Here is a 24,004-nt window from a genome sequence, read left to right as displayed (position 1 = left end):
ATAGTCGTAACTACGTCGAATCGCGCACGATCAGGACAGGTCAGCGGACCGATCAGCGGATCGGTCCTGGCCCAAACGCTCGTCCCGGTAGGCCCGCCACTGCTTGAGCATGTTCGGCAGCTCGGCGTGGAAGAACTCGAAGAACATCAGCGTCTCGGTGATGCGCTTGCCCGCGGGCGTCTCGGGGCCGAGCGCGCTGACGCCCTCCTTGAGCGGCCCGGTCATCCGGCGGAGCATCTCGTCGCGGCGGAACAGCGCCTCGTACCAGAGGTCGTCGAGCACCCGGTAGAGGTCGCGGCGGGTGCCCGTCTCCCGCTCCCGGCTGACCAGGTTCACCTGGGTGAGGTACCGGACCGCGCCGGAGATCGCGGCGGGCGAGACGCGTAGCAGGTCGGCCAGCTCCGCGGCGGTCAGCTCCCCGGAGTCCGCGGCCAGCAGGGCGACGAACACGCGCGCGGGCATCCTCGGCATGCCCGACTCGGTGAACACCGCGGCGAAGCGCTCGATGAAGCGCAGCACCGCCTGATCGTCCCGTTCGCCCACGTGCGTCACCGCCGGATCATCCCTTCGTGGCCTCCTGAACCGGGGGCAGTTTATACGCTTCCTTAACTTCACGACTTTGTGAAATCACTGTAGCTTACGGCTCATGACTGCTGCGATATCCGTGTCGGGCCTGGTCAAGACGTTCGGCCCGACGCGTGCACTGGACGGTCTGGAGCTGACCGTCCGCGAGGGGGAGGTGCACGGCTTCCTCGGCCCGAACGGGTCGGGCAAGTCGACCACCATCCGGGTCCTGCTGGGCCTGCTGCGCGCCGACGCGGGCTCCGCGTCGCTGCTGGGTGGCGATCCGTGGCGGGACACCGCCGAGCTGCACCGCAGGCTGGCCTACGTGCCGGGGGACGTGAGCCTGTGGCCGAACCTCACCGGCGGCGAGGTGATCGACCTGCTGGGCAGGCTGCGCGGCGGGGTGAACGAGAAGCGGCGGGCCGAGCTGCTGGAGCGCTTCGAGCTGGACCCGCGCAAGAAGGGGCGCACCTACTCCAAGGGCAACCGGCAGAAGGTCGCGCTGGTCGCGGCGCTGGCCTCGGACGTGGAGCTGCTGATCCTGGACGAGCCGACCTCCGGGCTGGACCCGCTGATGGAGGCCGTGTTCCAGCAGGCGGTGCACGAGCTGCGCGGCGAGCGGACCGTGCTGCTGTCCAGCCACATCCTGGCCGAGGTCGAGGCGCTGTGCGACCGGGTCAGCATCATCCGCAACGGCCGCACGGTCGAGACCGGCACGCTGGCCGACCTGCGCCACCTCACCCGCACCAGCGTCTCCGCCGAGCTGGCCGGCGCACCCGACGGGCTGGCCGGCCTGCCCGGTGTGCACGACCTGGTGGTCGAGGGCCCGCGGGTGCGGTTCGAGGTCGACACCGACCACCTGGACGCCGCGCTGCGCGCGCTGGTCGGCAGCGGTGTCCGCACGCTGACCAGCCAGCCGCCCACGTTGGAGGAGCTCTTCCTGCGCCACTACGAGGACGAGGTGCCGTCCGGTGGCGCGGTGAAGGGGGCGATGTCGTCGTGACCGGCCTCGGCGCACTGGTGCGCCTCGCGCTGCGCCGCGACCGGCTGCTGCTGGCCGTCTGGGTCGTCGGGCTGGTCGGCATCACGCTGTCCACCGCGTCCACGGTGGGCGAGCTGTACGGCTCGGCCGAGTCGCGGCAGTTGTTGGGCGCGACCGCGGGCAGCAACCCGGCGTTCCTGGCGATGCTCGGCCCGCTGCACGACGCCTCGACCACCGGCGGCGTGGTGGCCTGGCGGTGGGGCGTGTTCGGCGCGCTGCTGGTCGCGCTGATGAGCATGTTCCTGGTCACCCGGCACACGAGGGCGGAGGAGGAGTCGGGCCGGCTGGAGCTGATCGGCTCCGCCGTCGTCGCCCGGCACGCGCCGCTGGCCGCCGCCGTGGTGGTGGCGCTGCTGGCGAGCACGGTGATCGGCGTGCTCGTCGCGCTCGGCCTGACCGGTCTGGGCGAGCGGGCGTCCGGGTCGTGGGCGCTCGGCCTCGCGTTCGCGTCCGTCGGCTGGGTGTTCACCGGTGTGGGCGCGGTCGGCGCGCAGCTGTCGGAGAGCACCCGCACGGCCAACTCGATCTCCGGCGCCGTGCTGGGCGTCGCCTACCTGCTGCGCGCCGTCGGCGACGCGGCGGGCGACGAGGGCCCGACCTGGCTGACCTGGTTGTCGCCGTTGGGCTGGCTGGAGCAGACCAGGGCGTTCGCGGACGACCGGTACTGGGTGCTGCTGCTCCCGGTGGCGTTGTTCGCGGTGCTGGTCGCGGCGGCCTCGACGCTGGTGACCAGGCGCGACCACGGCGGCGGCCTGGTGCCGACCCGGCTCGGCCCGGCCCGTGCGCCCCGCACGTTGGGCAGCGCGCTCGGCCTGGCCTGGCGGCTGCAACGGGGCATGCTCATCGGCTGGACGCTGAGCCTGTTCGTGCTCGGCGCGGTCTACGGGTCGGTCGCGCGCGGCGTCGAGCAGATGCTGGAGGCCAACCCGGCGTTGCGGAAGATCATCGCGCAGATGGGCGGCGCCGGCGCGATCGTGGACGTCTACCTGGCCTCGATCGTCGGCATCATCGCCTTGTTCAGCGCGATCTACGTGGTGCAGTCGACGTTGCGGCTGCGCACCGAGGAGACCGAGTTCCGCGCCGAGCCGGTGCTGGCCACCCCGGTCGGCCGGTTCGCGTGGGTCGGCAGCCACGTGCTGTTCGCCACCGTCGGCACGGCCGTCGTGCTGGCCGCCGCCGGCCTGGGCGCGGGCCTGGTGCACGGCGCACGCGTCGGTGACGTCGGCGGGCAGGTCGCGCGGCTGGTCGGCGCGGCGCTGACGCACGTCCCGGCGGTGTGGGTGGTCGCGGGCCTCGCGCTGGCGCTGTTCGCGCTGGTGCCGAAGCTGTCGTCGGCGAGCTGGGCGGTGATCGTGGTGTTCCTCGTGCTCGGCCAGCTGGGGCCGCTGCTCCAGCTCGACCAGTGGGCGATGGACCTCTCGCCGTTCACGCACATCCCGAAGGTGCCCGGGGCGGAGGTGACCGCCACGCCGTTGCTCTGGCTGACGGCGGTCGCGGCGGCGCTGGTCGTCCTCGGGTTCGTCGGTTTCCGGCGGCGGGACGTCGGCCAGATCTGAAAGAACACTTTCGAAAGAGCTCTTTCAGGTCTACCGTCGGGGTCATGGACCTCCCAGGGCCCCGACGGGTCACCGATGTCGACGCGCTCAAGGCGCTGGCGCACCCGCTGCGCGTGTCGTTGTTGCACCACCTGCTGGCGGTCGGCCCGCGCACGGCGAGCGAGTGCGCCGAGGCGGTCGGGTCGACCGCCTCCAACTGCAGCTGGCACCTGCGGCAGCTGGCCAAGTCCGGGTTCGTCGAGCGGGTCGAGGCGGGCGACGCGCGGGAACGGCCGTGGCGGGCCACCTCGGTGGGCTACGACGTCGGCGCGTTCGCCGACGACCCGGAGGTCCGCACCCAGCAGGACGCCCTGCTCGCGTTGAGCCTCAACGAGGACAACCGGCTGGTGCAGCGGTTCCTGGACCGGCAGCACGAACTGCCGCGCGAGTGGCTGGCGGCCTCCGCGATGCACGGCTACACGGTCAACGTGACCGCCGAGGAGCTTGGCGGCCTGCTCGGCATGATCGACGACATCCTGCGCCCGTACCTCGTGCCGGTGCGCCAGGACGTGCCCGAGGGCGCGCTGCCCGCGCACGTCGGCATCCGGGCGTTCCCGCGATGACCGGCCGGTTGTCGTCGGGCCCGCTGGGGCGGCCCGCGTTCCGCCGGCTGTGGATCGCGGGGTTCGTCTCCGAGATCGGCGACTGGGTGCTGCTGGTCGCGCTGCCGGTGTACGTGTACCAGCGCACCGGCTCCGCGGCGGCGACCGCGACGACGTTCGTGGTGGCGCTGCTGCCGAGCCTCGCGCTGTCGCCGCTGGCCGGGGTGCTGGCCGACCGCTTCGACCGGCGCAGGCTGATGCTGCTGGTCAGCCTCGCGCAGGCGGTCACCCTGCTGCCGCTGCTCACCGGCGACCTGGTGCTGGTGAACGTGGTGACGGCGGTGCAGGCTGGCCTGGCGGCGTTGTTCGAACCGGCCAAGAACGCGCTGCTGCCGACGCTCGTGCCGCGCGAGCAGGTGGCGGCGGCCAACGGGCTGGTCGCGGTGAACGGCAACCTGGCCCGGCTGGTCGGCGCGTCGCTGGGCGGTCTGCTGCTCGGCTACACCGGGCTGCCGGGCGTGGTGCTGGCCGACGTGGCGTCGTTCCTGCTCGCGGCGACCCTGCTGGCGGCGCTCGGCACCCGCGACCCGGTGCGTGCGGCGGGCAACCCCGCGTGGCGGGCCTGGCTGGACGGCCTGCGCGAGATCCGGGGCCCGTTGCGGCCGATGGTCGCCGTGGTCGCGCTCATGTCGACCGCCCAGGGCTTGTTCGTGGTGCTGTTCGTGGTGTTCGTGACCGAGCGGCTCGGTGGGGGAGCGGCGGAGGTGGGGCTGCTGCGCGGCGTGCAGGCGGTCGGCGGGCTGCTCGGTGGCCTGCTGGTCGGCGTGCTGGTGCGCGGGCTCGCACCCGGCAGGCTCCTGGGCGTGTCGCTGGTCGGCTTCGCCGCGATCGCCGCGCTCGGCTGGAACGGGCCGCACGTCACCACCGCGCTGGTCTACTACCTGGCAGCGTTCGTCGCGGTGGGCGTGCCGGGCGTGATCGCGGGCGCCGGGATGATGTCGGTGCTCCAGCTGCACTCCGCCGACGAGGTCCGCGGCCGGGTGCTGGCCACGTTCGTCAGCCTCTACGACGGCGGTCAGGCGCTCGGCATGGTGCTGGCCGGTGCCCTGACGCCCGTGCTCGGCCTGTCCACCCTGCTCAACGCCCAGGCCGGGCTCTACCTGGCGGCCGGGGTGCTGGCGCTGGCGACCCTGGACCCCCGCGTGCCGACCGACCGCGGTGCAGCAGCAGCACGGGAGGCACGGCCGACACCAGCGCGGCGGGCACGAGGAACGCGCTGACCGGGTCGGCGTGGTAGAGCGGCACGAACGCCACCGGCGACACCGCCGCGCCCAGGAACCGCAACGACTGCACCACCGACACCGACCCACCCCGGTTGCCGCCGTCCGCCGACAGCACCAGGGCGTTCAACCCCACCGTCACCGCCTGGCTGGTCGCACCGGCCGCCGCCCACAGCACCCCCACCGCCACCACCGACGGCAGCACGCCGACCCCCGCCAGCAGCGCACCGCCGACCGCCGCACCGGCCACCGCGCACCGCCGCGCGCCGAACCGGTCGATCGACCACCCGGTGAGCCGCGCGGTGCAGATCGCGACCAGGCCGAAGCCGGTCAGCACCGACCCGCGCTGCCCCGCGCCCAGCCCGAACGAGTCACCCAGCCGCAGCGCCACCAGGAACGACAACCCGCCCAGGCAACCCCAGGCCACGAACCCGGCGGCGGCCAACCACGGCGTCCGGCCACGCCACGCGCCGCGCAGACGTGGTCGCTCGCCCCCGCGCGGCGGATCGGCGGGCAAGCCGACCACCGCCAACGCACCGGCCACCACCGCCGCGCCCACGAACGCCCACCGCCACGACGCCTCCGCCGCCAACCCGCTCAGCAACGGCGCCATCGTCTGGCCCGCGGCCTGCATGGACGCGAACACGCCCAACGCCCGCCCCAACCGGGCCTTCGGCGTCACCGCCGCGATCGCCGCCAGCAGCAGGGGAGTGGTGAACGCGTTCGCCGCCCCTTGCACGGCCCGTCCACCCAGCAGCACGGGAAACGACCACGACACCGCGCACAACACCGACGCCACCACGTACACGGCGTAGGCGACCCGCACGGTCCGCCGGGCGCCCCACCGTTCACCCAACGTGCCGGAGACCAGCATGAGCAGCGCGAACGGCACCAGGTACCAGGTCAACGAGGCCGCCGCCGACCCCGCCGGCACGCCGAAGTCGGCACCCACCTCGGGCAGCACCGACGACGTCATCGCGCCACCGAACGGCCCCAGGAACCCACCCGCGTACAACGCCGCCAACCGCACCCGGACCACCGGCCCGGCGGTCGGGCGCGGCCTGCTCACATCCCGGTCGGCCCGCGGCCCGGACCGCGCCCGCGCCGCCGCAGGTACCGCTCGAACTCCGCCGCGATGGCGTCACCGCTGGCCTCGGTGATCTGGATCTCCGCGTCCCCGCGCTCCTCCAGCGCCCGCACGTAGTTGCGCACGTCCTCGTCCTCGTCGGCCATCTCGCTGACCGTGCGCTCCCACTCCTCGGCCTGCTCCGGCAGCGCGCCCAGCGGCACCTCGACGTCCAGCACCTCCTCCACCCGGTGCAGCAGCGCCAACGTCGCCTTCGGCGAGGGCGGCTGGGAGACGTAGTGCGGCACCGCGGCCCAGAACGAGATCGCCGGCACCCCCGCCTGCACGCACAGGTCCTGGAACACGCCGACGATGCCGGTCGGCCCCTCGTACCGGGACCGCTCCAACCCGTACTTCGCCGCCGCCGCCTCGTCGTACGCCGTGCCCGTCACCGGCACCGGCCGGGTGTGCGGGGTGTCCATCAGCAACGCGCCCAGCGTGACCACGGTGGTCACGCCCAGGTTCTCGATGTGGCCCAGCAGCTCGGCGGCGAACTTCCGCCACCGCATGTTCGGCTCGATCCCGTGCACCAGCACCACGTCCGTGGAGGACCCCGGCGGGCGGCAGACCGACAACCGGGTCGTCGGGAATTCAACCCGTCGGGTGACGCCGTCCACCATGCGGACTGTGGGTCGCGTCACCTGGAAGTCGTAGTAGTCGTCCGGATCGATCTCCGCCAACGGCGTCGCGTCCCACGTGAGTTGCAGGTGTTCGATCGCCGTGCTGGCGGCGTCGCCTGCATCGTTCCAACCCTCGAACGCGGCAACCATGATCGGGTTGGTGAGCGGTTCGCTGGGGTCGAAGGGGGTCTGGGCGGCCTGGTCCGGATCGGTCACGCGGCCAGACTACGACCACCGCCGCACACCCGACGCCGTAGGCTTGGCGCATGTCGGTTCGTGTCACGCCGCCTCACCTCGGCGCGCCCGCCGACCGCGCGCCCGTCGCGGACGGCGCGATGGGCACGACGCTGCTGGCCGCCGACCCGACCCCGCACGACTGCGCAGGTCATGGGCGTCGTCACGAGGTCTTGCCGACCACCACGCGGGTGATCACGGAAAAGGTGCACATGACGGTCGAGGCTGTGCTGTGGGACATGGACGGCACGCTGCTGGACTCCGAGAAGCTGTGGGACATCCCGCTCAACGAGTTCGTGGAGAAGCTGGGCGGCACGCTCTCGCTCGCGACCCGGCACGCCCTGGTGGGCTCCAGCACGGCCCGGACCATGCGCCTGCTGTTCGCCGAGGCGGGTGTCGAACCGACCGACGAGGACCTCGCCGACGGTGCGGCGTGGATCAGCCGGCGCACCGAGGAGCTGTTCCGGGCCGGCCTGCCCTGGCGTCCCGGCGCGGCCGGGGCGTTGCGCGCGGTCCGCGACTCGGGTGTGCCGATGGCGCTGGTCACCTCCACCGAACGGCGGCTGACCGAGGTCGCGCTGGACACCATCGGCCGCGACCTGTTCGACGTCACGGTGTGCGGTGACGAGGTGGACCGCCGCAACAAGCCGCTGCCCGACCCGTACCTCAAGGCCGCACGACTGCTGGGCGTGGACCCCACCAGGTGCGTCGCGGTCGAGGACTCGCCGACCGGGGCGAGCTCCGCCGCGGCCGCCGGCTGCACGGTGCTGGTGGTGCCGTGCGACGTGCCGGTCGAGCAGGGCGAGCGCCGCGTGTTCCGCGACTCCCTGGTGGGCGTCACGCTGGAGACGCTCGCCCCGCTGCTAGACCGCTGACCCCTGCTCGGCCCGACGCGTGGCGGGGTCGACCAGCAGGCCGAACACCACACCGAGACCCAGCCACAGCGTCGCCGTCTCGGCGAGCGAGGCCACCCGGAAGTCCCACAGCACGCCGGCCGGCACGTCGGCGGGCACGACGTCCGGTGTCGCCGGGAACGCCACCAGCAGCACGACCACCGCCGCCACCACGGCCCCCGCCACCGCGGTCCAGCGCACCGGACCGCTCAGGTGGCCCAGCCGGGACGCCAGGTAGCCCGCCCCGAACGCGACCAGCAACCCGGCCGCGATCAACCCCAGGTAGAGCACCGTGCGGTACTCCACCGTGTGCGGATCACCGACCCCGGGCGGGTTGGCCGGGTACTTCACCGCGGGCAGCAACGCCGCCGCGCCGAACGCCGCCGCCGACAGCGCCACCGCCCGGACGAACGGCGCCTTGGTCGCGAACCAACGCCGCGACACCGCGTACGCGGTGGCGAACAGCGCGCCGACGGCGACGCCCACCACCACGGCGGCGAGCACACCGCCGACCACCTGCGTGCCTCGGCTGAACAACTCGCCGTGCTCGTGATCCGAGCCCGGCGCCGCGGGACGTGCCCGTTCCACGGCCAGTGCCGCCCGGATCGGCGCCTCGACCACGAGCACGCCGACCAGGCCCGCGAGCAGCCCGGACACCGCGCCCGCGCCGACACCGCGCAGCAGCAACCCCTGGTAGGTGGGTGTTTTCACGTCGCCGCGCCTAGTGGCACGGAACGCCGAGCGCGTGCCGCCCGTCGTGGAAGAACTCGTGCACGGTCTCGGCGGCGTGGCCGAGCGCGATGCCGTTCTCCTGCAGGACCAGCCACGTCACGGTCAACGCGACCAGTGCGACGGCGTAGGCCCACCTGGGAACGGGGGTGACCCGGGGATCGGTGAGAGCAGGGGTGTGCGCGGGGCTCGTCATGACGGCCTCCTCCATACCTCGTGGAAGGTCAACAACAACTCGTGCCGCAGCCGGTCTCCTGACTCCCGGATCGACGCCGTCCCCGCGTCTTCCCAGCCGCTCCACGCGGCCAGTGACGTTCTCGGCGGGTTGGCTCCCCGGTCACAGTGGCGAGGACCGCGCCGGATTCACACCGGCTTCCCGTCCACTGCGGCGCTGCGAACCGTAGATGTCGATCGTGGGCTGGCACAACCGACCAGACGAGTTGTCGTGTTCCTCACGTGCGCCGGTCAGCGCCGCGGCAACGGGCAGTCACCGCAGGTGCCGCCGCCGTCGAGCCGGTAGTACAGGCAGCAGCTGCGCCGCCGGAACACCACCTCGCCGGGGAACGGGATGAACTCGCCCGTGCCCTTGAGCGGCGGGTCGGCGAACAGCTCGTCGGCCAACCCGGAGCAGTCGATCCCGCCGCGGTGGACCGCGCGCAACGCGCCCGCCATGGACGACCCCGCGTTGCCCCACAGCAGGCCGCGCGCCACCGGCGTGACCGCGTGCACCGCCTCCACCACCGGCGCCAGCGACTCGGCCACGCCGATGCCCGCGAGCGGGTCCTTGAGCCGGACCTGGAGACCGTCGGGGCGGTAGCGCCACCACAGGTTGGCGGGCCGGATGTCCGGCGCGACCCCGTCGACCGCGCGTGCGGCGACCACCGGGCTCAGCAGCCGAGCGGTGTAGCCGAGGAAGAACAGCGACGCGGCGACCCGCCGTTCACCGGTGCGGTACCGGTCGCCGATCCGGTCGAGGGCGTCGGGCAGCTCCGGGCCGTCGAGCAGCCGCGCGCCGTCGTGCCAGGTGTCGTCGGGCCGGCCGACGTCCAGGGCGAAGAACGGGCTGAGGCCGCGGATCTGCCGCAGGGTGGTCAGGACTCGGGCGAACTCGGACACGTGACCTAGTCTGCCGCCGTGGACGCACTGGGGTTGGGACTGGCCCTCGGCCTGGCCGCGAGCATCAGCCCCGGGCCGCTGTTGGTGCTGGTGGTGACGTCGGCGCTGCGCTCGGGTTGGCGGGCGGGCGCGCTGACCGCTTGCGCGCCGCTGCTGTCGGACGCCGTGGTGGTCGCCGTGACGCTGCTCCTGCTGGACCGCCTGCCCGCGCGGGCGCTGGGCGTGCTCGGGGTCGTGGGCGCGGTGTTCGTGTTGTGGAGCGGCGTGCAGACGGTCCGGGAGGCGCGGTCGGCAACCCTGACCGCCGGCTCCGCGACCGGCGGCTCCGCCGGCACCGCCGGACCGGTGGACGCCGTCCGCCCCGCCAACGCCGCCGGACCTGCCGATCCCGCCCGACCTGCCGCCGCCGACCGCCCTGTCGATACCGGCGGACCTGCCGATTCGCCCGCTGCCGGCGAGCCCGCTGCCGATGAGACCGTTGTGCCGCAGGAAGGCCGTGCTTCGCAGCCGTCCCCGCCCAGGGGACCCCTGTTTTCGATTCTACCGACGGGGTCCGACAAAACCGGTTCGCGTGCGCTCCGCCGAGCGGTCCTGGTGAACGTGCTCAGCCCGCACCCGTGGCTCGCCTGGGCGACCGCGCTCGGTCCGTTGACCATCACCACCTGGCGCGCGTCGCCCGCCGCCGGTGCGGCGCTGCTGATCGGGTTCTACCTGACCCTCGTCGGCGGCAAGCTGGTGATCGCCCTCCTGGTCGCCCGCGGCCGCCGACGCCTCGGTGACACCGGTTACCGGCGCGCCCTCACCGGCGCCGGCGCGGTGCTCGTGCTCGCCGGCGTGGTGATGGGGGTCGAGTTCGCGTCCCCCTGAACGCCCGGAGATCGTGGTGCCCATGACCGACGAAGCGTTCCTCGACCACGTCGCCGACCGGTTGGCGGCCCTGCCCGCCGTGCACGCGGTCGCCCTCGGCGGCTCACGTGCCCAAGGCGCCCACACCCCGGATAGCGACTGGGACCTCGCCGTCTACTACCGGGGCGACTTCGACCCGGCCGACCTGCGCGCGGTCGGCTGGCCCGGCGAGGTCTCCGAGGTCGGCGGTTGGGGCGGCGGCGTCTTCAACGGCGGCGCCTGGCTCACCGTCGACGGCCGGCGGGTGGACGTCCACTACCGCGACCTCGACGTGGTCGAGCACGAACTGGCCGAGGCCGAGCAGGGCCGCTTCCACTGGGAGCCGCTGATGTTCCACCTCGCCGGCATCCCCAGTTACCTGGTCGTGGGCGAGCTCGCACTGAACCGGGTGCTGCGCGGCGACCTGCCCCGCCCGGCCTACCCGGAGGCGCTGCGGGCGGCGGCACCGCCGGTGTGGCACGAGAGGGCGGCCCTCACCCTGGGCTACGCCCGCACCGCCCACGCCCCGAACGGCCGGCTGGTCGAAGTCGCGGGAGCCCTGGCAACCGCCGCGTTGCAGACCGCACACGCCGTGCTCGCCGCACGTGGTCACTGGACGACGAACGAGAAGCGGCTGTTGCAGGAGGCCGGGCTGCGCGGTGTCGACGCCGTCGTGGCAGGGCTGCGGCCGGAGCCCGAGGCGTTGGCACGGGCGATCGCCGAGGCGGAGCGGCTGTTCCGGGCGGCCTGACCTACGGCAGGTAGAACGTCATCAGGTCGCCGCGCACCGGCGGGAACAGGGTGTGCATCAGGTCGGCGTTCGGACCCGGGTACACGTCCGGGTGACGCGTGGTCAGGCCCCGCAAACCGTGCGGCCCGAACAGCAGCGACGCCAGCAGGTCGGGCGCCACGCCCGCGCCGCCCGCCGCGCCCGGCGCCTGCATCGTCCCGCCCGGCACGACCGACCCGACCTCGCCCGCCTTGAACGGCAGCCGCACGTGCGACTCGTAGAACGAGACGACCGCCTCGCCCTCCCGGTCGGCGAAACCGCCGTCCACCAACCGCCGGCCGAACACCGGCCGCAGGTGCTCCAGCAACGCGACGGGATCGCCGATCCGCACGTAGTACGAGTTCGCCTCCTCCGCCGCGGGCCCCAGGAACGGCTCCAGCGCCTCGCCCGCGACGGTGCCCGGCCGCTCGGTCAGCTCGGTGGCCCCGGTCAACGCGAGCAGCGCGTGCGCCGCCGCCTCGTCCACGGCCGCCACCTCGCACAGCCGAACGCCCTCCTCCGGCGGGGTGGTGCGACCGGTGGCGACCGGCACGCCGTCCCGTTCCACCAGCCACTCCGTGCTGCCGTCACGGGCCACCAACCACCGCCACAGACCGGGGGAGTGCGGCATCCGCAAGTCGGCCCGCGCCTGCTCGGCGTCCTGCAGGCGGGCCATCGTCGGGATGTCGTCGGTGGTGGCCTCGCGCAGCGCGTGCCCGCCGGCGTCGGGACGCCCCGTGACCGGTCGGGTGGCCGAGATCGGGATCGCGTAGGTGTAGCCGAACCGGCGGTAGAAGTAGGGGATGCCGAGCATCACGTTCACCAGCTGGCCGCGTGCGACGGACCGTTCGTGGGCCCAACCCATGAGCGCCCGCACCAGCCCCCGGCCCTCGTAGGCGCGGTCGGTGGCGACCAGTTCCACCTGGCCCGCCGGGATCTCCACCCCGTCGAGCACCAGCGTCTCGTCCAGCAGGGTCGCGGTGGACACGACCTTGTCGCCGTCCACGACGACCGCGCACGCCTCCCAGCCCGCGTCTGGGTCCTCGACCACCAGTCGGTGGTCGACCGCGTCCGCCGGTTCGCCCCGCTCGACCAGCAGCGCGCCGATCTGGTCGAGGTCTTCCGGGCGCGCGGCCCGCAGCACCAACCCCTCGGTCATCGGTGCAGTGTGTCGGCGCGCCCGCGGTGGCGCCATCGGATTTTCGGTGGCGGTCGCGGGCCCGCCCACGCAGAATCCGCGCATGCCGTGGCTTCCCGCTGACTTCGCCCACCCGACCCGCGTGCCGCTCGACGGCGAACACCACCTCCGGCCGATTCGCGAGTCCGATGTGGACATCGACTACCCGGCCGTGATGGGTTCGCGGGAACGGCTGTGGTCGCGGTACGGGGAGAAGTGGGGTTGGCCGCCCGCGGACATGACCCACGAGCACGACCGCGTCGACCTGGCCCGGCACGAACGCGAGCAGGACGCGCACGAGTCGTTCAACTACGCGCTCTTCAACGCCGACGAGACCGAGCTGCTCGGGTGCGTCTACATCGACCCCGTCGACGATCCCAAGCGTGCCGACGACGCGCAGATCTCGTGGTGGGTCGTGGACGAGCACGCGGGCACCGACCTGGAGCGCGCGCTGGACGCGTTCGTGCCGAGGTGGATCACCGAGGCGTGGCCGTTCCGCAGCCCGCACTACGGGATCTGACGGTCGCGCGGTGACCTCGCCGGGCGGTCCGACCGCCACCGCGGCGAACCTTCGCAGGCGCGGTCGTCGTGATGCCTGACCTGGGTTCCTGCGGCCGTTCGGGGGATGGGAGGATCAGACCCCGTGAAGACCTTCGACGAGCTGTTCGCCGAGCTGAGCGAACGCGCACGCACCCGCCCTGAGGGCTCCGCCACCGCCGCGGCTCTGGAGGCCGGGGTGCACGCGCAGGGCAAGAAGGTGCTGGAGGAGGCCGGCGAGGTGTGGATCGCCGCGGAGCACGAGTCGGACGAGCGCCTGGCCGAAGAGGTCTCCCAGCTGCTGTACCGCGTGCAGGTGCTGATGCTCGGCCGCGGGCTGACCCTCGAGGACGTGTACAAGCACCTGTGATCCTGGAGGTCGCCGCGCTCGACGTCCGCCCCGGTCTGGAGGCGGACTTCGAGCGGGCGTTCGAGCAGGCGCGCGCGGTCATCGCGCGGTCGCCCGGGTTCGTCTCGCTGGACCTGCGGCGGTCGGTCGAGCAGCCGTCCCGGTACCTGCTGCTGGTGGGGTGGGAGACGCTGGAGGACCACACCGTCGGCTTCCGGCAGGGACCGCTGTACCCGCGGTGGAAGGCGTTGCTGCACCACTTCTACGACCCGTTCCCGACCGTCGAGCACTACCGCCCGGTCTGACCGCGCAGCAGGTCGACCACCTGGTCGTCGGTGGTCTGGTCGAAGTGCCCGTAGAACCGGCCGACCGCCCGGAAGTCGGTGCGCGGGTGCGGGCAGACCACCAGGTCGGCGTCCGCGCCCAGGGCGCGCACCGAGTCCGCCGCGCCCACCGGCACCGCGAGCACCAGGCGGCGCGGGTGCTGTCCGCGGGCCTCGCGCAGCGCGGCGCGGGCGGTGACGCCGGTGGCCAGGCCGTCGTCCACGACCAGCACGTCGCGGCCCGCCAGCCGCACCGGCCCGTCGCGGTACAGCTCCAGCCGCCGTCGTGCCTCGCGCCGTTCGGCCGCGCACGTCTCGGCCAGGTCGTCCGGGGTGAGGCCGAGCACGCGCAGCGCGTCGTGGTCGAAGATGGGCTCGCCCTCGGCGGTGACCGCGCCGATGCCGTACTCCGGGTGACCGGGCGCGCCGATCTTGCGCGCCACGGCGACGTCCAGCTCGCCGCCCAACGCCGCGGCGACCTCGAACGCCACCGGCACGCCACCGCGGGCCAGGCCGAGCACCAGCGGATCGGTCCACGGCTCGCCGACCAGCGCCCGGGCGAGCACCCGGCCTGCCTCGGAGCGGTCGGCGAACCTCACACCCCCATGGTGCGCCCGTCGTGCGCGTACTGCGAGCACGGCACCTAGCGCTCCCGCACGAACAGCGACTGTGCGCCGCGCCCCACCGGACCGTGCTGGTCGTGCAGCACGCTGCTCGCCACGCCGACACCGGACGGGCCGATCACCGTCCGCGCGTCCAGGGCGAACCACTCGCCGACCGGCTCGCGGTGCAGGTGCACGGTCAGGTCGGTGTTGATCGCGTACCAGGTGCGGATGTCGAGCCGGCTGGACACCCCGCTCGCCGAGTCCGCCACGGTGAACAGGCGTTGCGCCGCGCTCGGCTCCTCGCCCGCCACCACCGGCACGCGCGCCCGCGCCCACACCACCGCGTCACCGGGCGCGAAGATCCCGCCGCTCACCGAGCGCCACTCCATCGCGGCCAGGTAGCCGCCCCGCCAGTGCTCCGGGATGGCCATCGGCTCGCACGCCGACGGCGGCGCCGGTGGTCCGCCGGGTTCGGACGCCACCGCCGCCGTGTCGCCGACGACGATCCGCCAGGCGCTCGCCCGCAGCACCGGCCTGCCCCGGTGCGCCAGCGCCGCGGTCAGCAGCTCCACCGAGCGCCCGGGCCGGGCCATCGACGCCGTCACGGTCAGCTCCGCCACCGGCACCGGGCCCAGCACCTCGAACACCACCCGTGACAGCAGCACGCCCGGACGTGGTGCGCACCGCTCCAACGCCCGCACCAGCAGGGCCGACGGCGGCCCCAGGTGCTGGCTGTCGTCGCCCCACGGCCCGGTGGTGTGCCCGGTGGCGGCGAACCGGTCGTCGTCGAGCCGCTCGTAGAACGCGTCCATCAGCGCGACCTCATCAGCGCGACCCCATCAGCGCAACCCATCGGTCGAACCCCGGCCGGGTCCCGGGTCAGTCGGCCCGGTCCAGCGCGGTCTCCACGCCGGCGTCCGGCTCCGGCCAGCCCGGGTACGGCGGCGGCGTGCCGTCGAACGCCGGGCACAGCGCCTTGTGGTCGCAGTAGTCGCACAGCCTGCTCGGGCTCGGCCGGAAGTCGCCGGACTTCGCCGCGCGCAGGATGGCGTTCCAGATCGCCTCCAACGTGCGCTCGAACCGGGCCAGCTCCGCCTCGTCGGGCTGGTAGGCCAACGCCTGCCGGTCGGCCAGGTACATCAGCCGCAGCTGGCGCGGCACCACGCCGCGCAGCCGCCACAGCACCAGCGCGTAGAACTTCATCTGGAACAGCGCCTTGGCCTCGCCGACCTCGCGCGGCGCCGCGCCCGTCTTGTAGTCGACCACCCGGATCTCGCCGGTCGGCGCCACGTCCACCCGGTCGATGTACCCGCGCAGCAGCACACCGGAGGGCAGTTCCCACTCCACCAGCAGCTCACGGGCGTCCGGGTCGAACCGACGCGGGTCCTCCAGCCCGAAGTAGCCGTCCAGCAGCTCCTCCGCCGAGGCCAGCCACCGCTCCTGCTCGGGGTCGTCCTCGGCGAACAGCTCGGCGAACTCCGGCCGCTCGGCCCGCACCCGTTCCCACGCCGGACCCACCAGTGCCCGTGCCGTCTCCGGCAGCCGTTCGGCGGCGGGCAGGCCGAACAGGTCCTCCAGCACCGCGTGCACCACCGTGCCGCGCACCTGCGCCCTGGTCGGCTTCTCGGGCAGCCGGTCGACGGCGCGGAAGCGGTAGAGCAGCGGGCACTGCTTGAAGTCGCCCGCTCTCGAAGGCGACAGCGCTGGCCTGCGAACAGGGCGCTCGGTGATCGTCGGCACTGCCATGGCCCAGAACCATAGGCCACGACCCCGACAAGATCGGGTTCGAACGGCGTCGGGCGGGTGGCCGCGTCACGCGGTGGCGGTCGCGTAGTCCGGGAGGTCGATGCGGTTGGTCACGTCCCTGCCCGCTTTGAGCATCAGGTCGAGCAGGAACCGGTTGCCCAGCAGACCGTTGCGCATGCGCAACGCGAAACCGCTCGCCGGCGCCAGGAACCGCCCGGTCCGGTCACCTCCCTTCTGGCACCGTTGCGCGTAGTCGCGCATGAGGTCCTCGTAACGCCGGAACGCCGTCACGTGATCGCCGTTCGCGGCGGCCAACTCGCCCGCGAGCACGTACGCGCCGACGACGGCGGTGCCCGCGCCCATCCCGCCGATGGTGGCGCCGCACGCCGCGTCGCCGACCAGCGCGACGCGGCCCCGTGACCAGGGTCGGACGTCCACCCGGCTGATCGAGTCGAAGTACAGCTCGGTGGTGTGCTCCAAGGCCGCCAGCAGCTGGGGCGTCTTCCACCCGAGCCCGCCGAACGCGTCGACCAGCAGCGCGCGCTGCCCTGCCACGTCACGCCGGTCGTACTCCAGCCGGGGCGACTTGAAAGCCACGAACGCGCCCGGCCGATCCGGACCGCCACCGGCGGAGACCATCCGCCCCGGCACGTTGTAGCTCAACGACTCCGGCCCGATGCCGAGGTCGTCGGGCAGGTCCCAGCTCGCGACGTAGTAGCCCAGGTGGCTGACGTAGCGCTCCTCCGGGCCGAAGACCAGGCCGCGGACGCCCGAGTGGATGCCGTCGGCGCCGATGACCAGGTCGAACGTGCGCCGGTTCCCCGAGGCGAACGTCACGTCGACCCCGTCGGGGGTCTCGGCCAACCCGGTGATCGAGTCGCCGAAGACGTAGTCCACGAGCCCTCGGCCGTGCTCGTAGAGCACCCGTGACAGGTCCGAGCGCAGCACCTCGACGTCGCCTCCCGCGAAGTCACCGGGCAGGTGGAGCACCGTGCGCCCGTGCTCGTCGACGAACGTCATCGGGCTGCCGCCGGTCTGCACCTCGCGCAGCCGGTCCAGCACGCCCATCCGCTCCAGCACGGTCAGGTGCGTCTCACCGCGGAAGTCCACCGGCGCGCCACCGCCGCGCAGCGCGGGCGCGATCTCCACGACGGTCGGCTCGAAGCCGCGCCGCGCCAGCCAGTAGGCCAGTGCCGGCCCGGCGATGCTCGCGCCGGAGACCAGGACCTGCTTGTCCGCCATGGCAACCCCAAACTGTGTCCGTTGGAAGCAATTCAATTTGTGTACCTTAGACACAGTTCTTTGGCGACGGCAACACCGGAGGTGGCGATGGACCTGACGGGCAGCCTCGAACTGCTGTGGGGCGACCGTCCCGGCCCGCGCCGCGGCCCCAAGCCCGCGCTCACCCACGAGCTGATCGCCGGCACCGGCATCGCGATCGCCGACGCCGAAGGCCTCGCCGCCCTCTCGATGCAGCGGGTCGCCGCGGACCTCGGCTTCACCAAGATGTCCCTGTACCGCTACGTGCCCGGCAAGGCGGAACTCGTCGCGCTCATGGCCGACCTGGCGATGGGCACGCCGCCCGCCGACCCGGGAGACGGTGACCGGTGCGATCGGCTGCGCGCGTGGGCGCTGGCGCTGCTGCCCGGGTTCGTGCGGCACCCGTGGGTGCTGGAGGCCACCACGGGCCCGCGCGTCGTCGGACCCAACGAACTGGCCTGGATGGAGTCCGGGCTCGCCCTGCTCGACGGCACGCGGCTGCGCGGCGCGGAGCGGATGGACGTGCTGGCCGTGCTCGCCGGGCACGTGCGCGGCATCGCGCAGCAGGCGGTGACGACACCGGGTGGCGACGCGGGGACGCAGTTCGGCGCGATCCTGGTCGAGATCGTCCGCGAGCGAGGCGACCGGTACCCGGCGGTCAAGGCCGCGTTGGCCGAGTCGGCGGCGGAGGGCGGTCAGGACGAGGCCCTGGGCTTCGGCCTGGACCTCATCCTCGACGGCCTGCGGGCGCGGATCGCGTCCCGCGACGACCCGACCGGGCGCTGATCGGTCGCGTTGCCGATCGGGTGCGGCCGCGGTCCGATACCGCACTGATCCAACACAGTCCTGATACACGCCGCGGCCTAGGCTCGGCACGTGGCGACGACGGGTGGTTGGCGGCGGCAGGTCGGCCGGGACGGTGGGCTGCCGCTGTTCCGCGCGGCCGGGATACCGGTGCTGCTCGCGCCCTCGTGGTGGCTCGGCTCGGCGGCCATCGTGGTGCTCTACGCGCCGCTGGTCGGCCGCATCGCACCCGGCACGGGCGGCCTCACCGGCGTGCTCCTCGCCGCCACGTTCGCGGTCTTCCTCGGCCTCTCGGTCCTGGCGCACGAACTGGGCCACAGCCTGGTCGCCCTGCGCTTGGGCCTGCCGGTGCGGCGACTGCGCCTGTTCCTGCTCGGCGGCGTGTCCGAGGTCATGCGCACCCCGACCCGCCCCGGCCACGAGGGCGCCATCGCCGCGGCCGGCCCGATCGTCTCCATCGTGCTGGCCGGCCTGTTCGCCCTGGCCGCCTCCGCCATCCCGCGGCCGGACGCCGTCTGGCTGCTGATCGCCCAGACCGCGTTCGCCAACGCCGCCGTCGCGGTGTTCAACCTGCTGCCCGGCCTGCCGCTGGACGGCGGCCGGATCCTGCGCGCGGGCGTGTGGGCGGTCACGGGTCGTCGCGCGTCGGGCACGAAGGCCGCCGTGATCGGTGGCGGGGTCGTGGCCGCCCTGCTCGTCGTCTGGGCGGTCTGGGGCGTGCTCGACGGCGCCGAGGACCGCTGGATCCGCTTCGGCGTGTGCCTGCTGACCGCGTGGTTCGTGCTGGCGGGCGCGCGGGGCGAGCTCACCGCCGAGCGCCGCAGCACCTGGCCGGACGGCCTGACGCTGGGCGAACTCGTCCGCCCGGTGCTGCAACTGCCCGCCGAGAGCCCGGTGTCGGGGGCCCTCACCGCGTCCGCCGGCCGGGGCGTGGTGCTGGTCCGCGCGGACGGTGTCGCCGCCGGCCTGCTCGACCGCGAGATGGCGCGCCGGCTGGCCAGCACCTCGCCGCACGCGCCCGCCGAGCAGGCCGCCGTGCCGATCCGGCCGGAGACCGTGCTGCTGGAGAACGAGACCGGCGCCGAGGTGGTGGAGCGCGTGCACGGCACCGCCGCCTGGGAGTACCTGGTCGTCGACCTCGAAGGACGGCCCGCGGGCGTGCTGCGCCGCGAAGACCTCAAGGCCGCGCTGGACCGGCGCTGACCCCGCCCCGGCGCTGACCCTGCCGGGTGCCGACCTCGCCCGTACCGAGCCCGCGCGGCGCTGACCTACCCGCCGTTGAGCAGCCCGGCCTCCTGCGCCAGGATCGCCGCCTGCACCCGCGACCGCAGGTCCAGCTTCGTCAGCACCCGCGACACGTGCGTCTTCACCGTCGTCTCACCGATGTGCAGTTTTCGCCCGATCTGGTGATTCGACAGTCCTTCGCCGAGGCACCGCAGCACCTCCACCTCACGCTCGGTCAACGAGTCCAACCCGGCCGGGCGCGACTTCGGCGCGGTCGAGGCGAACTCCCGCATCACCCGCCGCGTCACGCTCGGCGCGAGCACCCCGTCACCGGCCGCGACCTGCCGCACCGCCTCGACCAGCGCGGGCGCCTCCACCGACTTCAGCAGGAACCCCGCCGCACCGGCCCGCAGCGCGCCGCGCACGTACTCGTCCAAGTCGAACGTGGTCAGCACCAGCACCTCGCACACGCCGCTGAGCTGCCTGGTCGCCTCGATGCCGTCCACACCGGGCATCCGGATGTCCATCAGCACCACGTCCGGCCGCAACCGCGTGGCCAGCCGCACCGCCGCCTCGCCGTCCGCCGCCTCGCCGACCACCTCGACGCCGTCCGCGCCGTCGAGGATCATCACCAGGCCCGCCCGGATCGCCGCGTGGTCGTCGGCCACCACCACCCGGATCACAGCGGGAACTCCGCCCGCACGACCCAGTCGCCGTCGTCCTCCCGGCCCGCGGAGAACGCACCGCCGACCACGTGGGCGCGTTCCGCCATGCTCACCAACCCCGTCCCGGTGCCCGTCGGACCGTCGACCCCGTCATTGCGCACCACCACCGCCAACCGCCTGACCTGCCGTTCCAGCACCACCGACGTGCGGGCGCCCGGCGCGTGCTTCAGCGCGTTGGTCAACGCCTCCTGCACGATCCGGTACGCCGCGACGTCCACGCCCACCGGCAGCTCGTCCACGTCCGCGCCGCGCAGCTCCACCACCAGCCCACCCGCCCCGGCCGACTCGACCAGCCTGTCCACGTCCGCCAGCCGCACGGTCACCGGCTCGTCCGCCGGTTCGTCCGCCCGCAGCACGTCGATCATCATCCGCATCTCGGCCAACGACCGCACGCTGTTCTCCCGCACCGACTTGAGCACCGTGCGCACCGTCTCCGGGTCGCCCTCGCGCATCGACAGCACCGCCTCGGACTGGATCGCGATCGCGGACAGGTGCCCGGCCACCACGTCGTGCAGGTCGCGGGCCATCCGGTTGCGCTCGGCGTTCACCGCCGCCCGCCGGTCCAGCTCCGCGATCCGGGTGACGTGCTCGGCCCCCTCCCGGTGCTGCCGCACGTTCGTCGCCCACCACACCGGCACCACGAACAGCGAGAACGCCTGCAAGCCCGCGTAGAACGACTGCCGCCAGTCGCCCAGCACCGCGACCGCCACCGTGATGCCGACCGTCAACACCGCCACCGCGCCGACGATCACCCGGTGCAACCTGCGGGAACCGTGCATCGTGGCCATGAACAGCACGTCGATGCACACCATCATCACCGGCATGCTCAGGCCGAAGTACACGTCGACCGCCGTGACCGGGGTGACCACGGCCAGCGCCACGGCGGGTGACCTGCGGCGGAACGCCTGGCCGGCGCACGCGACGGCGAGGACCGCCGCCCGGATCGCGATCGGCGTGCGCGCGTCCGGGCCGCCGAGCACCAGGTCCATGCCGAGCCGGTAGAGCAGCACGCCCGCGGCGAAGAAGGCCACCGCGATCAGCACGTCCCGGTGTCCGCGGTGGAGCTGCACCCCGTCATCACAGCACAGCGCCCGGCGCCGGGCGTCCTACGAACTGATGACGCGCGGTGGGTCGGCCCGACGACGCGCCGCGGCCGCCGCGGACCGCAGGCTTGCCGACGTGGTCGATCCGCTGGTTGTCGTCATCGTCGCGTGTGAGGTCGGGTTCTGGGTCGTGCTGGGCGCGGGGCTGCTGGCCCGGTACGCGTTCAGGATGCGGAGGCTCGGCGCCGCGCTGCTGGTCTGCACGCCCGTCGTGGACGTGGTGCTGCTCGTCGCGACCGTCTTCGACCTGCGCTCTGGGGGTGAGGCCAAGACGGCGCACGGGCTCGCCGCGATCTACCTGGGGGTGAGCGTGGCGTTCGGGCACAGCATGCTGCGGTGGGCCGACCAGCGGGTCGCCCACCGGTTCGCCGGCGGTCCGCCGCCGGTCAAGCCGCCGAAGGAGGGCCCGGCGAGGGTCCGCTACGAGTGGCGCGAATGGGTGAAGTTCGCGATCGCGTGGGCCATCGCCTGCTCGGTGATGCTGCTGCTGATGTACGTGGTCGGCACGCCGGAGCGGACGCAGGCGCTGTGGGGGCAGATGCGGGGCATGACGGTCGTCGGCGTCATCTGGCTGCTGGGCTGGCCCGTCTACCACACGGTCACCGAGCTGGCCAAGGTACGTGCGGAGAAGATCACTGACAAGGGGGAGTGATGCGTGAGATCGTCGGGATCATCCTGCTGGTGCCGCAGGGGCTGGTGCCTTTGGTGCTGATGGCGCTGGGCGTGGACAGCAAGAGCTGGTTCGTGGTGATGCACCTGCCGGCGTGGGCCCGGCTGCCCGCCGCGCTCGGGTTCGTCGTCGTCGGCGCGGCGCTGACCTACTCGGGGAGGCGCGCGGCGAAGTCCCGCCGGTAGCCGGGTGGGGCCTCCGTGCGACCATCGTGCGCTGTTGACGCGCGTTTTAGCAGGAGGTTTGCCGCGGTGAGCACCGCCAGTGGTCCGTTCCGGCCCGGAGACCGGGTGCAGTTGACCGACCCGAAGGGACGGCACTACACGATCGTGCTCGAACCGGGCAAGGAGTACCACACCCACCGCGGCGCGTTGTCGCACGACAAGCTGATCGGGCAGCCCGAGGGGTCCGTGGTCGTCTCGGTCGGCGGCACGTCGTTCCTGGCGCTGCGGCCCCTGCTGTCGGACTACGTGCTGTCCATGCCGCGCGGGGCGCAGGTGATCTACCCCAAGGACGCCGCCCAGATCGTCATGTACGGCGACGTGTTCCCCGGCGCGCGGGTGCTGGAGGCCGGTGCCGGGTCCGGCGCGCTGACCTGCTCGTTGCTGCGGGCGGTCGGGGAGAAGGGCAGCGTGACGTCCTACGAGGTCCGCCAGGACCACGCCGACCACGCCATCCGCAACGTCGAGCAGTTCTTCGGCGAGCGGCCGGGCAACTGGTCGCTGACCGTCGCCGACGTGAACGAGCACGAGGGCGAGGTCGACCGGGTCGTGCTGGACATGCTCGCCCCGTGGGACGTGCTGCCCGCCGTGTCCCGCAGCCTGATCCCGGGCGGCGTGCTGGTGGTGTACGTGGCGACCACGACCCAGCTGTCGAAGGTCACCGAGGCGATCCGGGAGCAGCAGCACTGGACCGAGCCGCACGCGTGGGAGACCCTCGTGCGGCCGTGGCACGTGGTGGGCCTGGCGGTGCGCCCGGAGCACCGGATGATCGGGCACACGGCGTTCCTGCTGACCACCCGCAGGCTCGCCGACGGCGTCACCCCGCCCCGGCCGCAGCGCCGGCCGTCCAAGGGCTGATAGGGCCTCTGAACTGCGACAACGGCCCCGCACGCGAGGTGCGGGGCCGTTGTCGCGGGCACTTGTGGATCAACTGGTCGGGCAGGCGACCCAGCCGTCGTCGGTCTTCTTCAACGGCAGCGTGTCGGTGTCGTCCTTGACGTACTCCTTCATGCTGTCGGGCACGCCCTGGAACTTGACCGAGACGGTGGCCGTGGCCTCCGTGTCGCTCTTCTCCTCGACCTTGTCGACGGTCAGGTTGACCTTGATGTCCTTCGCGGCCTCCTGGGCCGCCTCGACCTGCTCCTTGAACTCCGGCGGCAGGTTCTCCAGCTCCTTCTCGAGCTCCGCCGCGAAGGCGCCCGGGTCGGTGGCCTTCTTGATGTCGTCGATCGTGCCGTGCTTCTCGGTGCAGGTCAGCGTCTTGAGCTTGTCGAAGTCCCGGGAGTTGACCGCGGCGACGTAGCTGTCGGCGGCGTCCTTGGCGGTGCCGTTGCCGCCACCACCCATCACCACGACGAGCACGACCACGACACCGATCACGGCCAGCGCGCCGACACCGCCGAGGATCCACGGCAGGGGGCTCTTCTTCTTCGGCGGAGCGCCGTAGGGATCGCCGAAACCACCCGGTTGGCCGTAACCGGGCTGGTTGAACTGGCCGGGCTGGCCGTACGGCTGCTGGCCGGGACCGGGCTGGCCCGGCTGCCCGTAGCCACCGGGCGGCGTGCCGTAACCGGGCTGCTGCCCACCCTGTGGGAAGCCCTGACCAGGCGGCGGGTACCCGCCGGGCTGCTGGCCGTATCCCGGCTGCTGGCCGAATTGGCCTGGTTGCTGGCCAAATTGACCCGGCTGCTGACCGTAGGGACCCGGCTGCTGCGGCGGGACGGACATCACGTTCTCCTAGAACTTTCCGCTGGTGGCAGTGGGACACTGCCCGGACCACTCACGTGGGACTCGTACTGGACGCACGGTAGCGGGTGGGAGGTCCCGGCAGACACCGGTATGGAGCAGTTCGTCCGGCCGAGCGG

General features: G+C 73.2%; 28 protein-coding genes, 1 pseudogene and 1 riboswitch. Of the genes and pseudogenes, 15 read left to right on the top strand and 14 right to left on the bottom strand.

Annotation, left to right across the window (positions count from 1 at the left end; translation table 11 throughout):
- Nucleotides 1-30 precede the first annotated feature (30 nt).
- On the bottom strand, nucleotides 31-552 hold the full coding sequence (locus ACYVLT_RS05545) for a GbsR/MarR family transcriptional regulator (RefSeq protein WP_461118999.1): 522 nt from the start codon (nucleotides 550-552) through the stop codon (nucleotides 31-33).
- A gap of 94 nt (nucleotides 553-646) precedes the next feature.
- Between ACYVLT_RS05545 and ACYVLT_RS05540 the strand changes: the two genes are divergently transcribed.
- From ACYVLT_RS05540 to ACYVLT_RS05525, 4 genes and pseudogenes are all read left to right on the top strand, one after another.
- Nucleotides 647-1,567, top strand: coding sequence for an ABC transporter ATP-binding protein (locus ACYVLT_RS05540; protein ID WP_461118998.1), 921 nt, complete (start codon nucleotides 647-649; stop codon nucleotides 1,565-1,567).
- Nucleotides 1,564-3,162: an ABC transporter permease gene (locus ACYVLT_RS05535; protein WP_461118997.1), complete on the top strand. Its 1,599-nt coding sequence runs from the start codon at nucleotides 1,564-1,566 to the stop codon at nucleotides 3,160-3,162. The genes ACYVLT_RS05540 and ACYVLT_RS05535 overlap by 4 nt, the downstream gene beginning before the upstream one ends.
- A 44-nt stretch (nucleotides 3,163-3,206) precedes the next feature.
- Nucleotides 3,207-3,764, top strand: coding sequence for an ArsR/SmtB family transcription factor (locus tag ACYVLT_RS05530; protein ID WP_461118996.1), 558 nt, complete (start codon nucleotides 3,207-3,209; stop codon nucleotides 3,762-3,764).
- A pseudogene (locus tag ACYVLT_RS05525) lies at nucleotides 3,761-4,936 on the top strand (MFS transporter); the annotation flags it as partial. The gene ACYVLT_RS05530 and the pseudogene ACYVLT_RS05525, both read left to right, overlap by 4 nt.
- On the opposite strand, the gene ACYVLT_RS05520 reads toward ACYVLT_RS05525, so the two are convergent.
- Both ACYVLT_RS05520 and ACYVLT_RS05515 read right to left on the bottom strand, forming a co-directional pair.
- Entirely contained in the window at nucleotides 4,881-6,092 is a 1,212-nt protein-coding gene (locus ACYVLT_RS05520; RefSeq protein ID WP_461118995.1) for an MFS transporter, read from the bottom strand. The pseudogene ACYVLT_RS05525 and the gene ACYVLT_RS05520 sit on opposite strands and share 56 nt — an antisense overlap.
- Entirely contained in the window at nucleotides 6,089-6,985 is an 897-nt protein-coding gene (locus ACYVLT_RS05515) for a PAC2 family protein (RefSeq protein WP_360447631.1), read from the bottom strand. Before ACYVLT_RS05515 ends, ACYVLT_RS05520 begins: the two co-directional genes overlap by 4 nt.
- Nucleotides 6,986-7,215: 230 nt before the next feature.
- Here ACYVLT_RS05515 and ACYVLT_RS05510 point away from each other — a divergent pair, with 230 nt between their 5' ends.
- Nucleotides 7,216-7,878 carry an HAD family hydrolase gene (locus tag ACYVLT_RS05510; protein ID WP_461119247.1) on the top strand — a complete coding sequence of 221 codons (663 nt, stop codon included), beginning with the start codon at nucleotides 7,216-7,218 and terminating at the stop codon, nucleotides 7,876-7,878.
- Here the strand turns inward: ACYVLT_RS05510 and ACYVLT_RS05505 are convergent.
- The 3 genes from ACYVLT_RS05505 to ACYVLT_RS05495 all read right to left on the bottom strand — a co-directional run bounded on the left by ACYVLT_RS05505 (nucleotide 7,867) and on the right by ACYVLT_RS05495 (nucleotide 9,741).
- Entirely contained in the window at nucleotides 7,867-8,607 is a 741-nt protein-coding gene (locus ACYVLT_RS05505; RefSeq protein ID WP_461118994.1) for a CbtA family protein, read from the bottom strand. The genes ACYVLT_RS05510 and ACYVLT_RS05505 overlap by 12 nt on opposite strands.
- 10 nt (nucleotides 8,608-8,617) lie before the next feature.
- Nucleotides 8,618-8,821 carry a CbtB domain-containing protein gene (locus ACYVLT_RS05500; RefSeq protein ID WP_461118993.1) on the bottom strand — a complete coding sequence of 68 codons (204 nt, stop codon included), beginning with the start codon at nucleotides 8,819-8,821 and terminating at the stop codon, nucleotides 8,618-8,620.
- A gap of 31 nt (nucleotides 8,822-8,852) precedes the next feature.
- A riboswitch (cobalamin riboswitch) is annotated at nucleotides 8,853-9,036 on the bottom strand.
- A gap of 54 nt (nucleotides 9,037-9,090) precedes the next feature.
- Nucleotides 9,091-9,741 (bottom strand): (2Fe-2S)-binding protein, encoded by a 651-nt coding sequence (locus ACYVLT_RS05495; RefSeq protein WP_461118992.1) that lies wholly within the window; start codon nucleotides 9,739-9,741, stop codon nucleotides 9,091-9,093.
- Between the two features lie 18 nt (nucleotides 9,742-9,759).
- On the opposite strand from ACYVLT_RS05495, the gene ACYVLT_RS05490 reads away from it, so the two are divergent.
- Complete coding sequence (locus ACYVLT_RS05490) at nucleotides 9,760-10,608, top strand: LysE family transporter (protein ID WP_461118991.1); 849 nt, start codon at nucleotides 9,760-9,762, stop codon at nucleotides 10,606-10,608.
- A gap of 22 nt (nucleotides 10,609-10,630) precedes the next feature.
- Nucleotides 10,631-11,377: a nucleotidyltransferase domain-containing protein gene (locus ACYVLT_RS05485; RefSeq protein ID WP_461118990.1), complete on the top strand. Its 747-nt coding sequence runs from the start codon at nucleotides 10,631-10,633 to the stop codon at nucleotides 11,375-11,377.
- A gap of 1 nt (nucleotide 11,378) precedes the next feature.
- Here ACYVLT_RS05485 and ACYVLT_RS05480 read toward each other — a convergent pair whose 3' ends face one another.
- On the bottom strand, nucleotides 11,379-12,554 hold the full coding sequence (locus ACYVLT_RS05480) for a GNAT family N-acetyltransferase (RefSeq protein WP_461118989.1): 1,176 nt from the start codon (nucleotides 12,552-12,554) through the stop codon (nucleotides 11,379-11,381).
- Between the two features lie 82 nt (nucleotides 12,555-12,636).
- Here ACYVLT_RS05480 and ACYVLT_RS05475 point away from each other — a divergent pair, with 82 nt between their 5' ends.
- From ACYVLT_RS05475 to ACYVLT_RS05465, 3 genes are all read left to right on the top strand, one after another.
- A complete protein-coding gene (locus ACYVLT_RS05475) occupies nucleotides 12,637-13,092 on the top strand; it encodes a GNAT family N-acetyltransferase (protein WP_461118988.1) in 456 nt (151 codons plus the stop codon).
- Nucleotides 13,093-13,215: 123 nt separating this feature from the next.
- Nucleotides 13,216-13,479 (top strand): phosphoribosyl-ATP diphosphatase, encoded by a 264-nt coding sequence (locus ACYVLT_RS05470; protein WP_033434999.1) that lies wholly within the window; start codon nucleotides 13,216-13,218, stop codon nucleotides 13,477-13,479.
- Nucleotides 13,476-13,763 carry an antibiotic biosynthesis monooxygenase family protein gene (locus ACYVLT_RS05465; protein WP_461118987.1) on the top strand — a complete coding sequence of 96 codons (288 nt, stop codon included), beginning with the start codon at nucleotides 13,476-13,478 and terminating at the stop codon, nucleotides 13,761-13,763. Before ACYVLT_RS05470 ends, ACYVLT_RS05465 begins: the two co-directional genes overlap by 4 nt.
- On the opposite strand, the gene ACYVLT_RS05460 is transcribed toward ACYVLT_RS05465, so the two are convergent.
- The 4 genes from ACYVLT_RS05460 to ACYVLT_RS05445 all read right to left on the bottom strand — a co-directional run bounded on the left by ACYVLT_RS05460 (nucleotide 13,748) and on the right by ACYVLT_RS05445 (nucleotide 17,374).
- On the bottom strand, nucleotides 13,748-14,380 hold the full coding sequence (locus tag ACYVLT_RS05460; protein ID WP_461118986.1) for a phosphoribosyltransferase: 633 nt from the start codon (nucleotides 14,378-14,380) through the stop codon (nucleotides 13,748-13,750). The two genes, ACYVLT_RS05465 and ACYVLT_RS05460, sit on opposite strands and share 16 nt — an antisense overlap.
- A gap of 44 nt (nucleotides 14,381-14,424) precedes the next feature.
- Nucleotides 14,425-15,201, bottom strand: coding sequence for a thioesterase family protein (locus ACYVLT_RS05455; RefSeq protein ID WP_461119246.1), 777 nt, complete (start codon nucleotides 15,199-15,201; stop codon nucleotides 14,425-14,427).
- Nucleotides 15,202-15,265: 64 nt separating this feature from the next.
- The gene (locus ACYVLT_RS05450) at nucleotides 15,266-16,132 is read right to left on the bottom strand and encodes a RecB family exonuclease (RefSeq protein ID WP_461118985.1); all 867 of its coding nucleotides are present in this window, start codon (nucleotides 16,130-16,132) and stop codon (nucleotides 15,266-15,268) included.
- Nucleotides 16,133-16,198: 66 nt separating this feature from the next.
- Nucleotides 16,199-17,374 (bottom strand): FAD-dependent monooxygenase, encoded by a 1,176-nt coding sequence (locus tag ACYVLT_RS05445; protein ID WP_461118984.1) that lies wholly within the window; start codon nucleotides 17,372-17,374, stop codon nucleotides 16,199-16,201.
- An 87-nt stretch (nucleotides 17,375-17,461) separates the two neighbouring features.
- On the opposite strand from ACYVLT_RS05445, the gene ACYVLT_RS05440 reads away from it, so the two are divergent.
- Both ACYVLT_RS05440 and ACYVLT_RS05435 read left to right on the top strand, forming a co-directional pair.
- Nucleotides 17,462-18,178, top strand: coding sequence for a TetR/AcrR family transcriptional regulator (locus tag ACYVLT_RS05440; protein ID WP_461118983.1), 717 nt, complete (start codon nucleotides 17,462-17,464; stop codon nucleotides 18,176-18,178).
- A 90-nt stretch (nucleotides 18,179-18,268) separates the two neighbouring features.
- Nucleotides 18,269-19,399 carry a site-2 protease family protein gene (locus ACYVLT_RS05435; protein WP_461118982.1) on the top strand — a complete coding sequence of 377 codons (1,131 nt, stop codon included), beginning with the start codon at nucleotides 18,269-18,271 and terminating at the stop codon, nucleotides 19,397-19,399.
- A gap of 65 nt (nucleotides 19,400-19,464) precedes the next feature.
- On the opposite strand, the gene ACYVLT_RS05430 is transcribed toward ACYVLT_RS05435, so the two are convergent.
- Both ACYVLT_RS05430 and ACYVLT_RS05425 read right to left on the bottom strand, forming a co-directional pair.
- A complete protein-coding gene (locus tag ACYVLT_RS05430) occupies nucleotides 19,465-20,103 on the bottom strand; it encodes a response regulator (protein ID WP_461118981.1) in 639 nt (212 codons plus the stop codon).
- Complete coding sequence (locus tag ACYVLT_RS05425; RefSeq protein ID WP_461118980.1) at nucleotides 20,100-21,215, bottom strand: sensor histidine kinase; 1,116 nt, start codon at nucleotides 21,213-21,215, stop codon at nucleotides 20,100-20,102. Before ACYVLT_RS05425 ends, ACYVLT_RS05430 begins: the two co-directional genes overlap by 4 nt.
- Before the next feature lie 109 nt (nucleotides 21,216-21,324).
- On the opposite strand from ACYVLT_RS05425, the gene ACYVLT_RS05420 reads away from it, so the two are divergent.
- From ACYVLT_RS05420 to ACYVLT_RS05410, 3 genes are all read left to right on the top strand, one after another.
- Entirely contained in the window at nucleotides 21,325-21,900 is a 576-nt protein-coding gene (locus ACYVLT_RS05420; protein WP_461118979.1) for a hypothetical protein, read from the top strand.
- On the top strand, nucleotides 21,900-22,103 hold the full coding sequence (locus tag ACYVLT_RS05415; RefSeq protein ID WP_461118978.1) for a hypothetical protein: 204 nt from the start codon (nucleotides 21,900-21,902) through the stop codon (nucleotides 22,101-22,103). Before ACYVLT_RS05420 ends, ACYVLT_RS05415 begins: the two co-directional genes overlap by 1 nt.
- Before the next feature lie 66 nt (nucleotides 22,104-22,169).
- The gene (locus tag ACYVLT_RS05410) at nucleotides 22,170-22,997 is read left to right on the top strand and encodes a tRNA (adenine-N1)-methyltransferase (protein ID WP_461118977.1); all 828 of its coding nucleotides are present in this window, start codon (nucleotides 22,170-22,172) and stop codon (nucleotides 22,995-22,997) included.
- A gap of 69 nt (nucleotides 22,998-23,066) precedes the next feature.
- Here the strand turns inward: ACYVLT_RS05410 and ACYVLT_RS05405 are convergent, their stop codons facing one another.
- Nucleotides 23,067-23,867 (bottom strand): Rv0361 family membrane protein, encoded by an 801-nt coding sequence (locus ACYVLT_RS05405; protein ID WP_461118976.1) that lies wholly within the window; start codon nucleotides 23,865-23,867, stop codon nucleotides 23,067-23,069.
- Nucleotides 23,868-24,004: the final 137 nt, after the last annotated feature.

The organism is Saccharothrix stipae (genome assembly GCF_054781895.1).
Note: the sequence above shows the minus strand (reverse complement) of the source record. Positions and strands in the feature narration are given on the sequence as shown.